At 60.8% G+C, this 20,116-nt stretch carries 17 protein-coding genes and 2 pseudogenes; 8 read left to right on the plus strand and 11 right to left on the minus strand.

Annotated elements, in window-relative coordinates; all coding sequences use genetic code 11:
• Positions 1–9: 9 nt before the first annotated feature.
• From tnpB to CHX26_RS15575, 3 genes are read right to left on the minus strand one after another with little or no spacing between them, the layout of a single operon-like run.
• Entirely contained in the window at positions 10–366 is a 357-nt protein-coding gene (tnpB, locus tag CHX26_RS04145; protein ID WP_104941284.1) for an IS66 family insertion sequence element accessory protein TnpB, read from the minus strand.
• The gene (tnpA, locus tag CHX26_RS04150) at positions 363–818 is read right to left on the minus strand and encodes an IS66-like element accessory protein TnpA (protein WP_104941285.1); all 456 of its coding nucleotides are present in this window, start codon (positions 816–818) and stop codon (positions 363–365) included. The genes tnpB and tnpA overlap by 4 nt, the downstream gene beginning before the upstream one ends.
• Positions 819–866: 48 nt before the next feature.
• A complete protein-coding gene (locus CHX26_RS15575) occupies positions 867–1,334 on the minus strand; it encodes a hypothetical protein (RefSeq protein ID WP_146107643.1) in 468 nt (155 codons plus the stop codon).
• A gap of 177 nt (positions 1,335–1,511) precedes the next feature.
• Here CHX26_RS15575 and CHX26_RS04155 point away from each other — a divergent pair, with 177 nt between their 5' ends.
• From CHX26_RS04155 to CHX26_RS04160, 3 genes are all read left to right on the plus strand, one after another.
• Positions 1,512–2,000 carry a hypothetical protein gene (locus tag CHX26_RS04155; protein ID WP_104941286.1) on the plus strand — a complete coding sequence of 163 codons (489 nt, stop codon included), beginning with the start codon at positions 1,512–1,514 and terminating at the stop codon, positions 1,998–2,000.
• A 157-nt stretch (positions 2,001–2,157) separates the two neighbouring features.
• Positions 2,158–2,487 (plus strand): hypothetical protein, encoded by a 330-nt coding sequence (locus tag CHX26_RS15580; protein WP_146107644.1) that lies wholly within the window; start codon positions 2,158–2,160, stop codon positions 2,485–2,487.
• A 311-nt stretch (positions 2,488–2,798) separates the two neighbouring features.
• Positions 2,799–3,389 (plus strand): tyrosine-type recombinase/integrase, encoded by a 591-nt coding sequence (locus tag CHX26_RS04160; RefSeq protein ID WP_104941287.1) that lies wholly within the window; start codon positions 2,799–2,801, stop codon positions 3,387–3,389.
• Between the two features lie 49 nt (positions 3,390–3,438).
• Here the strand turns inward: CHX26_RS04160 and CHX26_RS04165 are convergent, their stop codons facing one another.
• The 3 genes and pseudogenes from CHX26_RS04165 to CHX26_RS04170 all read right to left on the minus strand — a co-directional run.
• Positions 3,439–3,801, minus strand: coding sequence for a hypothetical protein (locus CHX26_RS04165; RefSeq protein ID WP_146107645.1), 363 nt, complete (start codon positions 3,799–3,801; stop codon positions 3,439–3,441).
• 194 nt (positions 3,802–3,995) lie between these two features.
• Positions 3,996–4,403: a hypothetical protein gene (locus tag CHX26_RS15585; protein ID WP_146107646.1), complete on the minus strand. Its 408-nt coding sequence runs from the start codon at positions 4,401–4,403 to the stop codon at positions 3,996–3,998.
• A 200-nt stretch (positions 4,404–4,603) separates the two neighbouring features.
• A pseudogene (locus CHX26_RS04170) lies at positions 4,604–5,029 on the minus strand (integrase core domain-containing protein); the annotation flags it as partial.
• Positions 5,030–5,175: 146 nt separating this feature from the next.
• On the opposite strand from CHX26_RS04170, the gene istA reads away from it, so the two are divergent.
• Positions 5,176–6,417, plus strand: a complete 1,242-nt coding sequence (gene istA, locus CHX26_RS04175; RefSeq protein WP_104941289.1) for an IS21 family transposase — start codon at positions 5,176–5,178, stop codon at positions 6,415–6,417.
• Positions 6,414–7,259, plus strand: a complete 846-nt coding sequence (istB, locus tag CHX26_RS04180) for an IS21-like element helper ATPase IstB (protein WP_104941290.1) — start codon at positions 6,414–6,416, stop codon at positions 7,257–7,259. The genes istA and istB overlap by 4 nt, the downstream gene beginning before the upstream one ends.
• 66 nt (positions 7,260–7,325) lie before the next feature.
• On the opposite strand, the pseudogene CHX26_RS16040 reads toward istB, so the two are convergent.
• From CHX26_RS16040 to CHX26_RS04200, 4 genes and pseudogenes are all read right to left on the minus strand, one after another.
• Positions 7,326–8,072: pseudogene (locus CHX26_RS16040) on the minus strand (transposase); the annotation flags it as partial.
• A 164-nt stretch (positions 8,073–8,236) separates the two neighbouring features.
• Positions 8,237–9,403, minus strand: a complete 1,167-nt coding sequence (locus tag CHX26_RS04190; protein WP_146107647.1) for an integrase — start codon at positions 9,401–9,403, stop codon at positions 8,237–8,239.
• A gap of 209 nt (positions 9,404–9,612) precedes the next feature.
• Positions 9,613–9,927 (minus strand): MliC family protein, encoded by a 315-nt coding sequence (locus CHX26_RS04195; RefSeq protein WP_172449688.1) that lies wholly within the window; start codon positions 9,925–9,927, stop codon positions 9,613–9,615.
• A gap of 50 nt (positions 9,928–9,977) precedes the next feature.
• On the minus strand, positions 9,978–10,676 hold the full coding sequence (locus tag CHX26_RS04200; protein ID WP_104941293.1) for a queuosine precursor transporter: 699 nt from the start codon (positions 10,674–10,676) through the stop codon (positions 9,978–9,980).
• 225 nt (positions 10,677–10,901) lie between these two features.
• On the opposite strand from CHX26_RS04200, the gene CHX26_RS04205 reads away from it, so the two are divergent.
• From CHX26_RS04205 to CHX26_RS04215, 3 genes are all read left to right on the plus strand, one after another.
• Complete coding sequence (locus CHX26_RS04205; protein WP_233997270.1) at positions 10,902–12,383, plus strand: NupC/NupG family nucleoside CNT transporter; 1,482 nt, start codon at positions 10,902–10,904, stop codon at positions 12,381–12,383.
• Between the two features lie 42 nt (positions 12,384–12,425).
• Positions 12,426–13,355 carry an isopenicillin N synthase family dioxygenase gene (locus CHX26_RS04210; RefSeq protein WP_104941294.1) on the plus strand — a complete coding sequence of 310 codons (930 nt, stop codon included), beginning with the start codon at positions 12,426–12,428 and terminating at the stop codon, positions 13,353–13,355.
• Positions 13,356–13,620: 265 nt separating this feature from the next.
• Positions 13,621–16,947, plus strand: coding sequence for a TonB-dependent receptor (locus CHX26_RS04215; RefSeq protein ID WP_104941295.1), 3,327 nt, complete (start codon positions 13,621–13,623; stop codon positions 16,945–16,947).
• A 97-nt stretch (positions 16,948–17,044) separates the two neighbouring features.
• Here the strand turns inward: CHX26_RS04215 and CHX26_RS04220 are convergent, their stop codons facing one another.
• Positions 17,045–20,026 (minus strand): ATP-binding protein, encoded by a 2,982-nt coding sequence (locus tag CHX26_RS04220; protein ID WP_146107648.1) that lies wholly within the window; start codon positions 20,024–20,026, stop codon positions 17,045–17,047.
• Positions 20,027–20,116: the final 90 nt, after the last annotated feature.

Genomic DNA, 20,116 nt, shown 5'->3' on the forward strand with positions numbered 1-20,116 from the left:
CGCACCCCGTCAAGCCGCAATCTGGGGCGCGATCGGACGGCGTCCGCCGTGCACGCGGCGCCAGTCCAGACCTTCGAGCAAAGCGCCCAGTTGGGCAGCGGTGAGCCGCATCACGCCCTCCTGGATCCGGGGCCACTTGAACGCACCTTGCTCCAGTCTCTTGGCCATCAGGCACAGGCCCGTTCCATCCCACCAAATGAGCTTGATCCGGTCCGCGCGCTTGGCGCGGAACACATAGATCACGCCGGAATAGGGCTTGCCGCCATACTCTGCTGCCACCAGCGCCACGAGCGAGTCCGCTCCCTTCCGGAAATCCACGGGCCGCGTTGCCACCATCACCTTCGCGCCGGGTGCAGGACCGATCATTGCGATGCCCGGAGGGCGGTGATGACCGCGGTGATCGTATCCGCATCAGCGGCGCTGCCGATCCTGACAAGCGCGCCGCCGATCTCCAACTCGATCGCGCTGGCTCTGGAGCTTCTGCGTTGCGATGCCCGCTTGCTCGCTACAGTCGGCGGCGATGGCTCTTGCTCCTCGACTACCGCTGGCACGAACATCGGAGCCTCGCGAGGCCGGACTGGTAACGCGATACCGCGCTCCTCCATCTCCTTGCGCAGCAGGCGGCGCCAAGTGAAGAGCTGGGATACCGACATGCCATGGCGGCGCGCCACCGCGCTCACACTCTCCGTGCCCGAATAGCTCTCCGCGACGATCGAGGCCTTCACCTCAGGCGGCCAGTCCCGGCGCTTGCCGACACCGGTGAAAACCTCGAAGCGCCGCACACTGCTGATACCAGCATCATCACATGACATCGTCATAGCACCAGCGCCCTCTACAATCAGGGCGCGGACACTCGGCGCTCCGCGTCACCCGTGCAAGGTGGGCTCAGGACATCGCTTACGCCATGCCTGAGCTAATTCTCGCCGAACGTCGGGATCGGGGTGAACAGACAAGAGCGCAAACAGCTCTGCGGTATCGGCATTTTCGAACTCCATGATTTGACGTGCTAAGGGTGCGGCGAACTCTTCGTCCGCTAGGCACCATTCGATAAGAAGATCGGTCGTCGCCCAAGCTCTAAAGGGCTCGGAGTGCACCAGTGTACGGCGGACCGCCATCTTTCCAGCATTGGCCAAAGCTTCGAGAGCTGCCGAAGGAAGGTCTGACCTAGATGCGAGGGCGCATTGCACTTGCGTTGAGTTGTGTGCAGCCAATGCAACAAGAAGTTCTGGCGCAGTCCCTTCGGGAATTGATGAGCAAACTGCTGACAAGAACTCGGCATCATTTCCAACGATAAATGATTCGGAATCAAAAGAGATTGAGATTGTGGTAGTCATGTTATTCTCCAATATTGATAAATGTTGATGTGTGGATTTGCATCCACAATCTCAACTTAGATGAATTGGAGAATGAATCAGGGACATTGGATGATTCTTAGATTTGTCCGAGATATTTTTCGGAATGTCCGCATAAATAAGGGATAAAGATATCAAATATATAGGTTTCATTATCCCATGCCACACATCCAACCCGCCAGAATCCAGACGGCGATCCGCCAGTGGGTAAGCCTTAAGCAATGGCAGCACCCATTCGCTGTGACGTTGACGCTTAAGCAGGTTAGGTGGATTGATGGCGGCGTAGTGGTCACATTGTCGCCTGAAATTGCCTCAAGGAACGTTCGTCATTTCCTGAACGTGCTCAACAAGCAGGTTTATGGCTCCGCAGCACAAAGGCATGGGAAGCGACTTAGGTCGCTTGTTACCTTCGAGGGATCAGGTGCCAAGCGGCTTCATTGCCATTTAATGATCGACTGTCCTCGAACCGATCTCGTCGAGACATTTCCCGCCTTGGTGGCCCGTGCGTGGTCTGCTGCTGACTGGTCTGATTGCCAGATTGATGTTCAGCCCTGCGACGATGGATGGCTGACATACATGACGAAGTTCAGGGACAAGCCTGACTTTGCTTCTGCCTTCGATTGGGACCTCTGCCACAACCCGAACTGACATTCGGTGCTGTGGTGCGGTCGCTGGGTATAGACCCCTTCACGCAATCCCAATCCTACATCCCAATCCACTAAAGGGCCCGCAGACCGCAGCGGAGCCTTGATTCATAACTATACCTATTTGAAATCAGAATGATAAATCGAAAGGAAATAAGCCAATGGAAGCAATCCGATTAACAAACTTCAACGTACCAATTGATACAAGAAGACGCTTTGATGCAATCTGCCACGCCAGTGGCAGAACGAGGACGTCAGTCCTCGTTGAACTGATGACCAATTACGTCCTTGAAGAAGGCCGACGTCTGATAGAACGCCGTAAAGAGCTTGGTGATTTCGATAAGCGATTTCAGGGATCTTTGGGGATCCGGGGTTCCACCGATCAGGTGGATATCTGTCACCGACCCACCCATTCAGTGCAGGAGCATTGGGGAGACAAGGAGTACGATCTACCCGATCCAATTTTTTCAGATGGTCAGGGAGATTGGTGATGCTGTCCAAAGTCCAGAAACCGAAATCGAAACAGGAACTGATCAAAGCCCTTCAGTCAGCCCCGATCCAATCGGTCACTGTTTACGAAGGATCGGACCTGAACCTGATCCCATCAAAATCCGATCTCGTTCGACAGAAGGCGTCGGTGATAATCGTCCGCTGACAAGTGATTATATTTTCTATGAAAGATAATCGGTTCGGATAACCGATTGAGTCCATTGAACGTTTTCCGGCACCTGATCCGTGGCCCATTCCCACTGATGATATTATCGTGAAATCCTACGCAATCATAATTAGTTAGGACACGAAAATGGCTCTCGGGAAACAGGCCAAGGTGCTAAATCCGAAACAGGTCGATGCCCTTCTTCATCATGTCGGCAATCTGAGAAACGGTCCCCGCAATCAAGTCATCGTCCTTCTTTCGGTCAAGGCTGGTCTCCGTGCAAAGGAGATCGCATCGCTGCGATGGTCTATGGTCTTAGGAGCTGATGGGAAGGTGGGAGACTGCATCCACTTGACTGATGGCGCCTCAAAGGGACGGTCTGGTCGAATGATCCCGATTAACAAGCAGCTTCGGGCGCTGCTGATCGATGCTTATGAAATGGCAAAGATAGACGCTCGGAAAAACACTTATGTCGTGTTTACCGAACGTTCACCACGCACATCAGCCCAGGCGGTCGTGAACCTGTTCCAGCGCTGGTATCGTGATTTGGGTTTGGTCGGCTGCTCGTCCCACAGCGGACGCCGTACCTTTATCACCAATGCGGCTCGGAAGATTTCCACGGTTGGTGGATCACTGCGGGACGTTCAAAATCTAGCAGGGCATTCCTCGCTTCAGACCACGCAGCGATACATCGAGGGGGAAACTGAAGCGAGGAAGCGGATTGTGGACTTGGTGTAAGGTGCATCTTCGTAGGGAAAAGAGCACCCCACCTCGTTGAGAGCCTGAACTACTTTTTCGAGGCAAACTTCGTTCTGATTTCGGACGAAGCTTTGGAAAGCTGCTCATCCAGATCACCTTCCAGCACCATGGACCTGAGGACGGAAAGTGCCTCTGCAGCGTGTTCGATGGTATCACACTGGATGGCAAACATCCCCTTTTTCAGTTCGATAGCGTTTCGGCCGTATTTGATCGGCAGGAAATATGTGCCGTCCCCATCCATCCAGACCCAAGAAGTACGAGGCAAAAAGCCATCCTTGGCATTCTGAATGAGGCTGATCTGCTGATCGAGGCGGCGAACAAGCCGCTGACGACGCTGAACAGCGACATTGACGGCTTCCGGCTTCTTGGCGGCAACAAACTTGAATTCCATGGTCACATCTCCTTGTTGATGTAACCATCGTCGGCAGAGCGCAATTAGAAGGCCACCGATTCCAGCTCCGCATTTCTGCCTTCTTGGCCGGACTGGGCATTGCCAGAATATGGGATTGATCAGGAACGCAATGGGAAGCAACTTCTTCCCGCAGCAGCTTGTTGCCGTACTGATTGAAATTCAATGCATCAGAATCAGTCTTTTCCGACGTGAAAGGTGATACTTCCATCAGCATTTTGACGAATTTGAGCATCCCCCGTGGCAACAATGGAAGCCCCAATTCCAGCTTTGATTGAGGTGCCACTGGTCGTCATGGAGCTATCATTGCCAAAACTAGCAGAACCTCCATTACTCCCAAATACGATCTTATCGGACGAAAATATATTTGTTTGATCTATTTTTAATATTCCGTGTTTTGCAAGTGCCTCGATTACATTTTGAGCCGTTATTTCAACCCCTAAAAGGCTTAGCTCGTTTTGCAAATCTTCTGCGGCTTTTTTGGTATTAGCTGAACCATTACTTAGTTTCTGGACCCATGCATAAATGGCATTTGACGCTACCCCATACCCGAGTTGGGCCAAGATGGTTGAAAGCTCTGTCATAGAATATTCCTAAGTGCCTTGGACAGCTCCACCATCAAAAAATTTCAAGTGATGTCAAGTTTCTAGGTGATGCACTTCTTGGCGTTTGACCATCATAGTGGTGTTCCCAGCTCGTCGAGGCTGCGAACAAGCCGCTGACGGCGCTGAACAGCGACATTGACGGCTTCTTAGTAGTGACCTGCCCCCCGTTGGTCCCGCGTTCATAACGAGAGTCCGCCGTTTTGATATTCGTGCTCGCCCGCCGGCACAAGCGCGCCGGGTGTGATGCTTCCATCTTGCAGGAACGCCCGGCGCGCTTGTGCCGCCGTTCGGTTCCCCAGGGATGAGTGCGGCCTGACGTTGTTGTAATCGTAGCGCCAGACCGCCAGCTTGCGCCGGGCATCGGCGAGGCTGTCGAAGAGCTCCTCATTGAGCAGCTCGTCGCGCAGCGACCCGTTGAACGATTCAATGAACGCATTCTGCTGCGGCTTGCCCGGATCGATGTAGTGCCACTCGACCCGGTTCTCGCTCGCCCACTTCAGGATCGCCCGGCTCGTAAACTCCGTCCCGTTATCGCTGACGATGCAAGCCGGTTTGCCATAGAGCCGCACCAGCGTGTCGAGTTCACGTGCGACCCGTGTCGATGCCGGATGTATTCTCCCCAAAAGTGCCGAACGAAAATTCCCCAGTTTGAGGTGAGCGCCAATTCGCTCCGGGGCTAGCCCCGGAGCGAATTGGCAACGACCCACACGGATCACCCCTATGCTTCCCGGATCGACGGGAGGCGTGGCTGGTGATCAGACTTGAGGAAATTGTCATGATCCATGACTTGAAGCGGCAGGGACTGTCGGTGTCCGCGATTGCGCGGCAGACGGGCCTTGACCGCAAGACGGTACGCAAACACCTGGCCTGCGGCGTGAAGGCGCCGGTCTACAAGCCCCGGCCACCGCGTCCGCGTGAGCTGGAACCCTATGAGCCGTACCTTCGCGATCGCGTCGCGCTGTATCCCGGGTTGTCTGGCAAGCGCTTGTTCCGCGAAATCGCTGCGATGGGGTTCAAGGGCGGCTACACGACTGTCACGGACTTCCTGCGCCAGTGCCGCCCGCCGCGAGTGGTCCAGTTCGAACGGCGCTTCGAGACACCGGCGGGACGGCAGGCCCAGGTCGACTTCGCCCAGTTCAAGGTGGCGTTCAGCGATGAGCCGGGTGTGACCCGGATCTTCTGGCTGTTCTCGATGGTGCTGGGTCATAGCCGCTGGCTGTGGGGCCGGTTCTGTCCGACCCAGGATCTGCAGACGGTGATGCGCTGCCACATCGACGCCTTCGATGCGATGGGCGGTGCCCCGTCAGAGGTGCTCTACGACCGCATGAAAACCGCGGTGATCGATGAGGATGCCGAGGGTATCGTGATCTACAATCGGTCGCTGGTTGCCTTGCTGGACCATTACGGCGCTTTGCCGCGTGCATGCCGGCCCTATCGGGCCAAAACCAAGGGCAAGATCGAACGGCCTTACCGCTATATCCGTCAGGACTTCTTCCTTGGCCGCACGTTCCGCAACGCTGATGACCTGAACCGGCAGTTCCGCGAATGGCTGGACACGGTCGCCAATGTTCGGCTGCATGCCACGACCCGGCGGATCGTGAGCGAGCACTTTGCTGAGGAGCAACCCGCACTGACGGCCTTGCCTGCAGCGCCTTACAATGCGGTGCTCACGATCGAGCGGCGGGTCAGCCATGAAGGCATGGTCTCGGTTGGCGGCAATCTGTACTCGGTGCCCGACGCCACGCGCAAACGGGTCGTGGAAGTGCAGAATCATCCCCGTGAGATCAGGATCTTCGAGGATCGCAAGCTGATCGCGGTGCATCCGGTTCTTGATGGTCGCAATCAGCGCCGGGTTGATCCGTCCCATCGGCGGCTTGCTCAACCCCGCGCGGCAACAGTGCCGCCGCCTGCAGGGCTTGAGATTACGAGGCGCTCGCTGGGCTTCTACGAGGCGGTGGGACGGCGACTGGCTGGCAGCGAGGTGCGGCCATGACGGAGATCATCGACCGTATCCGCACGAGCCTGGTTGGACTGAGAATGCCCCGTGCGCTCGAGGTGCTTGATCATACCATGCGGTGTCTGGAGCGCGGCGAAATGACCGCGCTTGAAGCCATCGATATCCTGCTCTCGCATGAGCATGGCAATCGGGAAAGCAGGCGCTTCACTGTCGGGCTCAAGACCTCACGGCTCATGCCCATGAAAACCCTTGAAGGCTTCGACTTCTCGTTCCAGCCTTCGCTGGATCGCGGCCGCATCCTCGCACTGGCGCAGCTCGACTTCATCGAGCGCGGCGAGGTGGTCCATCTGCTGGGACCGCCGGGCACGGGCAAGAGCCATCTGGCGACAGCTTTGGGCGCGGAGGCTGTCCGGGCTGGCAAGCGGGTTTACCGCGCCAGTCTGGCTGAGGTGATCGACATGCTGGTGCGCGCCGAGCGCGATGGGCGGCTTCCTGAACGGCTCCGGTTCTTCAACCGGAACACCCTTCTGATCGTCGACGAGATCGGCTACCTCCCGGTGACGCCGGGCGGTGCCAACCTCTTCTTCCAGCTGGTCAACTCCCGTTACGAGAAGGGGGCGATGATCCTCACATCCAACCGCGGCTTTGCTGAATGGGGTGAGGTGTTCGGGGATCCGGTGGTTGCAACGGCCCTGCTGGATCGCCTGCTGCACCATGCCATCGTCATCCAGATCGAGGGCGCAAGTTACCGCTTGCGCGCCCACTCCGACCTCGTGCCCGAGCACACCAGAGCGATCTCCGCCATCACCCCGCCGCCACCGCCAAAGAGACGCGGAAGGCCACCGAAGGAGCGCACACACGATCACTGGAACGGCTGATCACCGAAAACACAAACTGGGGAATTTCAACCCGGCACTTCTGGGGAAATTTTAGTCAGCGTTGACAACCCGAGCGCCCGAGATGCTGGTGTCCCCCAGCAGGCACAGGTTCTCCCGGCAGGCGTCATCGTTGATGGCCAGGATACGCAGCCTGCGGGAAGCGCCGAAGGTGTCTGCCACAAAGTCCATCGACCAGCGATCGTTCGGCCGCAGCGGCACTGGCATCGGCGTCCGACTGCCGCGTACCCGTTTGCGACCGCGCCGTCGCCGCACCGACAAGCCTTCTTCGCGATAGAGTCTGTAGAGCTTCTTGTGGTTCATCACATGCCCCTTGCGTTCGAGCATGACGCCCACACGCCGGTATCCAAACCGACGGCGCTGAGCGGCGATCTCGCGCATCTCCTCGCGGATCTCGGCATGGTCAGGCGGACGTTCTCGCCTGACCGTCTTGGGGTCGACGCCAACCAGCCCGCAGGCCCGGCGCTGTGAGATCTGGTAATCTATCTCGCATCACGCCGAGCGCTACGTCCCGTCGCTGGCCTGACGTCGTCAGACTTTTCCCAAGAGGTCCTTGAGGATCGCATTGTCCAACACACTTTCGGCCAGCAGCCGCTTGAGCTTGCTGTTCTCCTCCTCGAGCAGTCGCAGACGCCGCGCCTCCGATACCTCCAAACCGCCATACTTGGCCTTCAGCTTGTAGAAGGTGGCAGGGCTCAATCCATGCTTCCGGCAAACCTCGGCAGTCGGCAGCCCAGCCTCCTGCTCCTTGATCATGCCGATGATCTGCTCCTCGGTAAAACGACTCTTCCTCATTCATCTGCTCCTTCGATCAGGGCAGACTCTACATCAAATCGAGGGAGCCAGCGGGGGGCAGGTCAGTAGCAAAAAGCTTGAATTCTTCGATCACATCTAATTGCTGATGTGACAGTCGTCGGCGTCCCTCGTTATGAGTGCCACTGTTTCAGGAGTGCGCTCTGCTATCCGCCAAACTGCTGAAGGTTGATGGCCATTTCTCGGCTGAGCGGCAGATTTTTGGCATAGAACCGTTCGATCTGCTCCACGGAAGTCCCGGCGTTCTTGGCAAGGTTGAAGATATTGACCTGACCGTGTGACAGGATGATCCTCATACAGATAGCGGTATGGCGGAGTGAGTAGATCGTATATTTGATCTTGGCCTCGGGATCGTCCTTTACCCCGGCATAAGTCATGACCTCACGAAACTGCCGCTGAACGATTTTTGATGCGGTTTCACGGTTGGCGTAGTCTGGATAAAACAGATAATCATCCGGACTGGCGTCGGGATATCTTTGCCTGATTCTGTCGTAGACCGACACGGCTGCCGGCATAGTGTTTGCCACACGGTAGCCAGTTTTTCCGTTCCTGATGGTCAGAAGCAGACGCCGTGGATCTTCGGCGACCGTCACATCTCTATGCCGCAACGCATAAAGTTCGGAGATAATGGGCCGAACAAACGAATGTGACGTGAACAGGATCAGGTCGTAGAGTTCCTCGGTAATGGGGACTCCTCGAACCAAGGTGCGGCTTTCGGCCAGTTCCTGTGCGGCCTTTAAGACTGCCTGATATGCATCTTTGTCTTTCGATACAAGCGGATAGAACGGGAAATAAGAGCGAGGATTGTCTTTCTGCCTTGAACGTGGCGTTGCGGGAATAGTATCAATTACGCCATCGTCTCTGGCAACTTTCAATACATTCCGAAATGTCGCCGTCAGCATATTACGAGTTGAAGCCGATAGGTCTGGCCGTTTGGTTGCCAATCCATCCATGAATTCTTGGTAGTCTCGGGTTCTGAGCTCTCGTACATCACGGACATGAAATGCTTTTTCCAAGCCCCATTCTGGGTTGTTAAGGCATAGCCGGATCGTTCGCACGTAGTTTGCGTTACGCTCACCTTGGGCAACAAGGCGCTCCCCCTTGGCTATGAGGCGTGAAGCGTAATGGCGGAACGTGAATTCCCTTTCGACCCGCTTCTCACTTCCAAGCAGCTCGAAGGCCATTTCCCTTGCTGCAATTCGGGCTTGGACTCGAGACGTCTCTTTGGTCGAACGGACAATGTAGCGTTTGATGCGAGGATCACGGATGCGGACCTGCCAGAACGGACTGGCACCCACTTTGTAGATGGCCAAGCCTCGGCTGATCGTGATAATCTTACCATCGAGGGCGTTCTTCGACTTTCGGGGCATTCCATCCTATTAGCCGAAAAGAACTTTTCAGGCAAAAGCTATAAACAGATGGTGTAAACATCATTCTAAGTATCTGAATTAAAACAGATCACAGCGAACTTTTAATCAGCGGGTCACAGGTTCGAATCCTGTCGGGCTCACCATTTTTGCGTTCAGCGCGGGACGGCCACCTTCTTGCAGGTCATCGGCATCATCCGCCCGACCGTCCAGGTCGCCTCGTCGCCCTTGCTCCAGAACTGGTGCGTCGCGCTCATGTATTTCGCGCCCGAGGCGGCCTTGTCGGCGGGGAGGGTAACGGGCTTGTTGTCGTTCATCTGCACCATGATGCGGTCGCCCGAGAGGTTGTCGACCTTCAGCCGGGTTCCGCCACCGCAATCGTAATAGGCGCTCATCCCCGGCCCACCCACCGGCGCGCAGGCTGCCAGTGCAGCAGTGGCCGCGATTGTCGCAATGATCGCGATTTTCATGATGTTACCTCCCATACAACCCGGCGAGGATACACCCGATCAGGCGAGGGTCAAAGCCCCGAAGGCGTCCCGCGCCCGTCCAGCCACCGCGCCGCGCGCACGCCGCCGGTGATCAGGAACGGCACCAGCACGATGCTCAGCACCACCTTGGCCAGCACCTGACCGATCATCAGGTTCATGATCGGGAACAGGCCATAGAAGGCGAGCGTGATGAAGATCACCGAATCGACCGCTTGGGACAGCGCCGAGGCAATCGCGCCGCGCACCATCAGGCCAATGGTGGTTTCCTCGCCGCTGCCCTTCAGGCGGTCGAAGATCCAGATATTGAGCAGCAGCGAGGTGATGTAGGCGGCCGGCCCCGCGGCCCAAACCCGCCAAACCGTCGAATGCACCCGCTCGAAGGCGGCCAGATCATCGGCGCGGCCCGCCAGCATCTCGGTCGAGGCGGGGAGCTTCAGCACCAGCAGCATCAGCAGCGAGGCGATCAGCAGCGGCAGGAACCCCCACCACACGATCCGCTGGGCGAATTGCCGCCCATAAAGTTGCGATAGTGTGCTGGAGATCACCACCAGCAGCAGGAAGGCGAAGATCCCGCTTTCGACCGCCAGATCAGTTGGCCACAATTGCACCTGCTTGAAGGCGAGAACGCCCGCCAGAACCGTCATTCCGCCATAAAGCAGCGTGAATACGAACAGGCCCAGCGGCATATTGGGCGGCGGGGCGGCAGCTGCGGGCGCGGTGTCGGTCATCGCCCGATTGCTAGCCAGCCGCTACGCAAATGAAAAGCGCGCCGGCAGGCCCTGTCACCAACGCTTTTACCGGCACTTTTGCGCAGGCTTGCGCGCTGTCGGGGTGCATGGTGCTTGCAACCCCTTCCGCAAACTGCCACGCCAAGGCGTCGCGTGCCGGGCCGTGTGCCGGTGAGAGCGACAGGGGTCATAACGCTTTCACGCAAATGAAGGGCATCTGCTGCCGTGAACGAAAGTCTCACGTCCACCCTGCCAAGCCTTGCCGGGGTGCTCGCCATTCTGGCCATTGCCTTCGCGCTGTCGTCCGCGCGGCGTCGGATCAACCTGCGCGTTGTCGGCTCGGCCTTTGCCTTGCAGGCGCTGACTGCGCTGATCGTTTTGCGCACCGATGCGGGTGTGGCCGTGATCGGCGGGCTGTCACAGGGCGTGATCGCGCTGCTCGATTTCTCCAAGGTCGGGATCACTTCGGTGTTCGGCCCGATGGAGAGCAATCCCTTCGCCAACACCTTCGTGATTGCCGCGCTGCCGGTGATCGTGTTCTTCGCCGCGATCGTCTCGATCCTCTATCACCTCGGCATCATGCAGCGGCTGGTGCGCTGGGTGGGCGGGGCGATTGGCTGGATCACGGGGATCAGCAGGGTCGAAGCGCTGGGCGCTGCGGCGAACATCTTCGTCGGCCAGTCGGAAAGCCCGCTGGTGGTGCGGCCCTATCTGGCCGCGCTCAGCCCGTCGGGTCTGTTCACTCTGATGAGCGTCGGGATGGCGGGTGTCGCCGGTACGATTCTGGCCGCCTATGCCAGCTTCATTGGCGAGGAAGCGGTGCCGTTCCTGCTGGCCGCTGCCTTCATGTCGGCGCCCGGCGGGATCCTGATGGCCAAGATCATGATGCCTGACGATGCGCTGGCCGCAGCCGGCCGTGACGATGGGATCGCTGCCGCTGCCGTGGCGCGGGCGCGGGGCAAGACCAATGCCCTCACCGAAGCGACCCGCGTGGTCATGTACGACGAGAACGGGCAGGAGGTCGAACTCCCGCAGGCGCGCATCAGCGCAGTCGGCCCGGCCTCGATCCTCGAAGGCGGCGCCAAGGCTGACGAAGTGAGCGCGGCCGAAACCTTCGAGGAAGGTCAGCGCCCCGCCAATATCATCGAAGCCGCCGCCCAGGGTACCCAGACCGGTGTCAAGCTGGCCGTGGCGGTCGGCGCGATGGTGATGGTGTTCGTGGCGCTGGTGGCGCTGGCGAACGGGATGCTGGCCGGGATCGGCAGCGGGATCGTGGGCCTTGCCGATGGCATGGGTTCCCCGCTCAGCGCCGAGACCGCGGCCTGGCTCGAAGGGATCAGCTTCCAGCAACTGCTTGGCTATGTGTTCGCGCCGGTGATGTTCCTGATCGGTATTTCCGACTGGGATCAGGCGCAGATTGCGGGCGGTTTGTTCGGCACCAAGATCGTGCTCAACGAATTCGTCGCCTTTATCGATCTGGGCGCAATGACCGATGGCCAGCTGACCGAGCGCAGCCGGGCAATCGTCACCTTCGCGCTGTGCGGCTTTGCCAATTTTTCCTCTATCGCGATCCAGATGGCGGTGACGGGCGGGCTTGCCCCGAACCAGCGCCCGGTGATCGCGCGTCTGGGGCTGAAGGCGCTCGCCGCCGGGAGCCTCGCCAACCTCATGAGCGCGGCGCTCGCCAGCCTGTTCCTGCCTTTGTAATCTGCTTGGCAGGCCCGTTCGGGCGGGTGTAAGGCGCGTGTCATGATGAACATTGCCTCCGTCTCGCTCGCTCAGCCGCTCGAAACCATCGCCGATGAACTGGGCCGCAGCTTTGCCGAATATGGCTTTGCCGTGGTGCGCGATCACGGCATCCCGCAAGAGCTGATCGACGAGGCCGAGGCGGTCTCGAAGGCCTTCTTCGCGCTGCCCGACGCGGTGAAGCGCGCCTACAAAATCGAAGGCGGCGGCGGCGCGCGCGGCTACACCCCGTTCGGGACCGAAAAGGCCAAGGATGCCGAGGTGTTCGACCTCAAGGAATTCTGGCACGTCGGGCGCGATCTGCCCGCAGGCCACCCGCTGGCCGAATTCATGGCGCCCAATGTCTGGCCGACCGAAGTCGAAGGTTTCCGCAAGACCATGAGCGCGCTGTTTTCGGCGTTCGAGGTTGCTGGCGGCCGCGTGCTCGAAGCCATCGCGCTGCACCTTGGCCGCCCGCGCGATTTCTTCGCGGCCAGCGTCGAGGACGGCAATTCGGTGATGCGCCTGCTGCATTATCCCCCGCTCGGCGACGATGCGCCCGAAGGTGCGATCCGCGCCGCCGCGCATGGCGATATCAACACCATCACGCTGCTGCTCGGGGCCGAGGAGGCGGGGCTCGAACTGCTGACGAAGCAGGGCGAATGGCTGCCGATCCCGGCGGTGAAGGGCGCGCTGGTGATCAATGTCGGCGACATGCTCGAACGCCAGACCAACGGCCGCCTGCGTTCGACCACGCACCGTGTGGTCAACCCGCGCGGGGATGCAGCCAAGCGGTCGCGGTATTCGATGCCGTTCTTCCTGCATTTCCGGCCCGATTTCATGATCGAACCGCTGCCCGAATGTGTCGAGGAAGGCGCCGCGAATCCCCCGCTGCCCCCGATCAGCGCGCATGATTTCCTGATGCAGCGCCTGCGCGAGATCAATCTCGCCTGACGGGCGGCTTTTCGACCCCATTGATCTGTTTCGGAAAAATCCCCGCGGGCGTTGCTGCGATGCAACACCCGCGAGAGGAACTCGCGCAAATCCGACACTTTTCTGGCGTTTGTGCGGACTCGCATTAAGGAATCGCCGCGTCGCGGCAGGGCATTTCATCAAACTGTCACAGAACAGTCGCTTTGCCGCAAGCGTTCGGGCCTAGGGCAGGCCTTATCACGTCAATTCAGTGTGTCTCTCTCCACCGCAAACAGGGGCTCAGTCCATGAAGCTTAAGTATCTCCTTGCAGCGAGCGTCGTCAGCCTTGCTGCGACCACCACCATCGCCACGCCGGCCTTCGCGCAGGAAACCACCTCGACCGTCCGCGGCGACGTTGTTGACCAGAGCGGCAACCCGATTGCCGGCGCCACCGTCGTCGTGCTCCACGTGCCGTCGGGCACGCGTTCGACGCAGACGACCGATGCAAACGGTGGCTTCAACGCTCCCGGCCTGCGTCTCGGTGGCCCCTTCACGATCACCGTGACGGCTGAAGGCTTTGAAACCGCTGAGCAGGAAATCGGCTTCCTCGCCGCAGGTCAGGCACAGCGTGTCAGCGTGGCGCTGGCCGACATGGGCCAGACCATCATCGTGTCGGGCGCGCGTCAGACCTCGTCGATCAAGCTCGCCACGGGTGCAGCCACCGTGCTGACCGCCCGCGACATCGAAGGCGTTGCCAACATCAACCGCGACATCCGCAACCTTGCCGCGCGCGATCCGCTGGTGACGCTCGACGCCACCAACAATGGCGCGATCAGCATCGCCGGACAGAACAACCGCTTCAACCGCTTCACCGTGGACGGTGTGGCGTTCGGCGATCCCTTCGGCCTCGAATCCGGCGGTCTCGTGTCGTCGCGCGGCCCGGTGCCGCTTGATGCCATCGGCGAATTCTCGGTCGAAACCGCGCCGGTCGACATCCAGCAGGGCTTCTTCCAGGGCGGTGCGATCAACACCCAGCTGCGTTCGGGTGGCAACAATTTCACCTTCCTGGGCAGCGCCTATTACCAGAACGACGATCTGCGCGGCACCCGCGCCCGCAATCTGACCCGCGTCGGCGCGTTCGATTCGCAGGTCTATGTGGCGCAGGTCACCGGCCCGATCATCAAGGACAAGCTGTTCTTCGCGGTCACCTACGAGCGCACCCGTGACACGGTTCCGGCCGATATCGATCCTGCGCAGCTGGGCATCACCCCGCAGGACATCCAACTGATCAGCGACACCGCGCGCAACACCTACAACTTCGACACGCTGGGCGTGGCCAACGACATCGTCGAAAGCGACGACAAGCTGGTGACCAAGCTGGACTGGAACGTTGCTGACGGTCACCGTCTGTCGGCGACCTATATCTGGAACGAAAGTGCGCTGCTCGCCGGCCAGACCGGCGTTGGTGCGCTCAATGCCATCGGCAACGGCAACCCGACCTTCAACCTGCTGTCGAACAACTACACGCAGGGCGCGAAGAACCACTTCGGGATCATCCAGTCGAACAACCAGTGGTCGGACAGCTTCTCGACCCAGCTGCGCGTGTCCTATGCCGACTACGTGCGTCTGCAGGTGCCGGTGGGCGGCAACCGTGACTTCGGTCAGTTCCTGGTCTGCCTCGATCCGGTGAACCCGGCTCCGCCGCCGGCTGGTGCGCCGCAGAACGGTTCGGCCCCGGCGGTCTGCTCGCCCGGTCAGGAACGCCTTCAGTTCGGCCCGGACATCAGCCGTCAGGCGAACGAGCTCGACAGCCAGTCGCTGGCTATCGAATTCCAGGCGACCCTCAAGCTGAACAACCACACGGTCAAGTTCATCGCCGAGCGTCGTCGTCAGGACGTGCGCAACCTGTTCGCCCAGCGCGTGTCGGGTGCGTGGCTGTTCGACAGCATCGCCGATTACGAAGCCCAGCGCGCCAACGAACTCGACATCGCGATTCCGCTGCGTGGCGGCATCGACACCGTGACCGCCGAATTCCAGAACAACAGCTGGACCTTCGGGATCATGGACACGATCGACGTCACCGACAACCTGACGGTTGTTGCGGGCATGCGTTACGACCTGTTCGACACGCCGGATCGTCCGTTCTTCAACGAGTTCTTCCTTGATCGCTTCGGCTTCGCCAACACCGCGAACCTCAACGGGCGCGACCTGTTCCAGCCGCGCTTCGGCGTGAACTGGAAGCCGACCGACCGCCTGCAGCTGCGCGGTTCGGCCGGTCTGTTCGGCGGCGGCAACCCGCTGGTGTGGATCTCGAACAACTTCTCGAACCCCGGGCCGACGCTGCAGCGCGTCCGTCTGCGTCGCAACGCCAACGGTACGTTCTCCTCGCCCGAACAGGGTGTGCTGGGTCTGAGCAATGATCAGCTGCAGGCGATTGCCGCGCAGACGCTCAACAACGTTACTGGCGGCACCGGCATTCCGCAGTCGCTCGTCGATGCTGTGCGTCAGGCTGGCTTCATCGGCTCGCCGACCAACGCGCTCGATCCGAACTTCAACCCGCCTTCACAGTGGCGTTTCTCGGGCTCGGCCGATTATGAAGCCAACCTTGGCCCGCTCGGCGATGGCTGGAACCTCGGCGTCGACGTGATCTATTCGAAGGTCAATGACGCGCTCGAGTGGACCGATCTGCGTTCGGTCCAGACCGGCACCCTGCCGGATGGTCGTCCGCGCTACAACGTGCTGACGGGTGCGGCTGGCGAAAACACCGACATGCTGCTGACCAACACCGGCTTCGGCGAAAGCTGGAACCTGGTGGCACGCTTCAACAAGCGCTGGAGCTCGGGCTTCTTCCTGAACGGTTCCTACACCTTCCAGGACGTGACCGATCAGAACCCCGGCACTTCGTCGGTGGCGTTCTCGAACTACACCAACACCGCCTTCACCGATCCGAACTTCGCGGCTCAGGGCATCGCCAACTATCAGCGCGATCACCAGTTCCGCCTGGTGGCCGGGTATGACGCCGAGTTGTTCGGTGACAACAACACCCGCGTTGAACTGTTCTACAATGTCCGTTCGGGTCAGCGTTACAGCTTTACCTTCCAGGACATCACCAATGGCCGTTCGTCGGTCTTCGGTGTGAACGGTCGCGGCGCGCGTGGCCTGCTGTTCGTTCCGGACGTGAGCAGCCAGACCGCTGACCCGCGCGTGGTGTATGATTCGGCGGCGACCTTCGCGGCGTTCCAGAACTTCGTGAACAACTCGGAGCTGGCCGCCTTCCAGGGCCAGATCGCGCCGAAGAACATCGGCCGCACGCCGTGGGTGCACAAGCTCGACCTCTCGGTCCGTCAGGAAGTGCCGTTCGTGTTCGGCGGCAAGCTCGAACTGCTTGCCGACGTCGAGAACGTGCTCAACCTGATCGACAAGGACTGGGGCACGATCCGTCAGGTCGGCTTCCCCTACACCGCGCCGGTGGTGAACGTGCAGTGCCTCCAGGCAGTTGGCGGTGCGGCAACGGCGAATGCGGGCCAGCCTTGCGCGCAGTACCGGTTCTCGAACTTCCGCGCGCCCAACGAAGCGACCCAGATCAATGGTTCGCTGTGGGGCGTCCGCTTCGGGGTTCGCGTCCGCTTCTGATCGCGGTAGCAAAGCACCAGACCATGAAAGGGCGGCCCGGCGACGGGTCGCCCTTTTGCTTTGGGGCATGAGGGAGAATCATCTTCTGGCCTGACGATCAATTGTTCGCGCGGGAGGCGTCGGTTGTCTGTGCCTCGCCAGCGGCAAGTGCCAGCAGCTGCCCGGCCAGCTTCCGGCAGGTATTGATCCCTTGTCGACGCACCAAGGCTCGCTCCAGCGACGCTGCGGCGCTCCCCAGTTCGGGTTCGTCAAACATCGCGGCTGTGCCTGCCACCTTGTGCGCGAGCCGGATCAGACGGTCGCGCGCCGCGTCGGCTTCGGGGCTTGAGGCAGCCTTCGCTGCGCCTGTGGCCAGTACGCCGCCCTCGCGCAATGCTTCTTCGACCGCCTCTATCACCTCCTGCCGCCGGGCCTGCCAGCGGGTCATCAGCTGCGGCGAACGCGCCAGCGCCGAGGCACGCGACGCGGATTGCGAGGGCGGCACGGTGCCAGCCTGATCCGCTTCCACGATGCGGGTCGGCAGCCAACGTTGCAGTGCGCGGGCGAGCTGGGCAAAGACCACCGGCTTGGCAAGGTGCGCCTGCATTCCCGCCGCCCGGGCTGCGGCGATATCCTCGGGAAAGGCATTCGCCGTCAGGGCGACGATCGGCAGCAGGCCCGGCCCGATCCCTTCGGCCCGGATTGCGCGGGTCGCCTCCAGTCCATCGCAATCGGGCATCTGCATATCCATCAGCACCAGATCGTAGGGACGCCCGCGCATGATCGAATCGATCACCATTGCGATCGCCTCATTGCCATCATGCGCCACCGCGACCTCCTGACCGCAGCGCTCCAGCATTTCGCTCACCAGCAAGCGGTTGATGTCGTGATCCTCGACCAGCAGGATCCGCGATTTCACAGGTAGCGCAGCCAACGGCCCCGCCGGCTCGGCGAGGGCGACGGGCAGGGTTGCCGACGGCGCTGGCGGGGCCAGTGTCGCGGGCAATATCAGAGTAAAGCGCGATCCCGCACCCGGTGCGCTCTCGACCTCGATCCGCCCACCCAGCAAAGCAGCCAGCTGGCGACTGATCGACAGGCCAAGGCCGGTTCCGCCGTAGCGCCGCGCGATGTCACTGTCTTCCTGGGTGAAGGGATGGAAGATCGCTTCCAGCCGCCCCGGACTTATCCCGATGCCGCTGTCGGCCACAGTGATCCGCACGCCGTCCGGGCCGATCAGGCAGCTGATCCGGATCTGCCCTGCTTCGGTGAACTTGACGGCATTGCCGATCAGATTCAGCAGGATCTGTCGCAGCCGCAGACCGTCTGTCAGCAGCCAAAGGGGATGTTCCGGCGCGCCGTCACCTTCGCCCTTGGCGGCTTGCGCCGGCGCCACGATCAGTTGCAACCCCTTGCGCTCGGCCGCCTGCCGGTGGAGTGCGGCACATTCGGCAAGGCTTGCATCGACATCGACCGGGGCGCGGTCGATCGCGAACTGTCCGCTCTCGATCTTGCTGAGATCGAGCACGTCGTTGAGCATCATCATCATCGTGCGGCCGGATTGCACGATCAGCTCGGCAAAGCGGCGCTCGTCGTCCGCCAGATCGCCCTGCAGGATCAACTCGGCAAAGCCCAGCACCCCGTTCATGGGGGTGCGAATCTCGTGGCTCATATTGGCGAGGAATTCGGACTTGGCGCGGGCCGCGTTCTCGGCATGGCGGCGGGCGCGGGTCAGAAGCAGCTCAAGCTCGACCCGCTCGGTCACATCGCGGGCCGCCACGACAACACCTTCCCGCTCGGCTGTGTCGGGGTTGCGGATCACCGCGCAATCGGCTTCGAGGAAGACGGGGGAGCCATCCGCCTTGTCGGCAAAGCGCCGATAGGTGACGCGCTCGCGCTCGCTCTGGCCGTCCAGCAGCCGCCCGAGCGCCTGCATCGTGCGGTCGCGGGTGTCGGGATGCAGCCGGTCGGCCGCGGGCCTGCCCAGGAACACCTCTGGCGCCACCCCCAGCACTTCACGAACCGAAGGCGAGGCATAGGTGCATACACCCTCCATGTCATAGCGCAGGATCGCATCGCTGATATTGTCGGCGAGCAGATCGATCTCGCGCTTGCCCGCCGCGAGCTGGGCCATCATCCGGTCACGCCCGGCAAGGATCGCGGCAACCGGAAGGCCGGTCAGGAAATTGGCGGCGATGAAGGCCTGCAATAGATGCAGTTGCGCGATGCCGCCGCCCGCAGCATCTGCGATGGGGCCTTGGCCTGACCATGTCATCGCCCCTGCCACCACCGCCAGACCGCCGACATGGAGCGCACTGCCAAGACTGCCGAGCCTGAAGGCGTGGAGCAGCGTGATCGGCTGGATCAGGAACACCAGCGGATAGAGCGTCTGGTCGAACACCAGATAGGCACAGGTCGTGCCGCCCGCGAGCAGCGCAGCGCTTTCGATCCGTCCGGCGGGGGCAGCAGGCAGGGTGCCACGCCACCGATCAACCAGCAGCAGCAATGCCGGTACGATCAGCACCATGGCCATGCTGTCGGTCAGGAACCAAGCGGTTGTCCCGGTGCGCACTTCGGCCAGCGTCTCACCCATCACCGGCGCAGCGACCAGCGCCGAGAGCAGCGGTCCGACCAGCCCCCCGGCCCAGACGAAGCGGGCCAGATCGGCCAACCGGTCCATCCGGGGCTGACGTGTGCCGCCCTGCCGGGTCAGCGCCAGAACCGCGACAATCTCGACAAGGTTTGCGACCGAGAACAGCAAGGCCATCGGTTCGGGTTGCTGCGCCACGACATTGGCGGCAAGGCTGGCCGTCACCGTCGTCGCGAGGAAAGGCAGTTCGTTGCTCAGCCGGGCGCGCAGCAGGAACGCAACGGCGCAGGCATTGGGAAGCCAGATTGGGCTTACCGCGCCGTCCGATCGTGCCAGAACAAGGCTGATGCAGGCCAGCGCGAGATAGGCCGCCCCGCCAAACACCATTGCGTTGAGGCTGCCCCGGTCGATCGGCCCGGCTGTCACACCAACCACAGCGGCCAGGCGCGCCAAAGGCGAGTGCGGTGCCAGCGCCCCGCGCGTTGCATCATGCGGCATTTCGGTTTGCAGCATTTGGGCGCGCGAACCGCCCTCACCCGGCGGGGCAAGGTCATCTTCGGCGTCCGGCAAATCGCCCACTACGCCCCGTTCATCATCCAGTGC

Origin of the sequence: Porphyrobacter sp. HT-58-2 (genome assembly GCF_002952215.1) — a bacterium.
Classification (GTDB): domain Bacteria; phylum Pseudomonadota; class Alphaproteobacteria; order Sphingomonadales; family Sphingomonadaceae; genus Erythrobacter.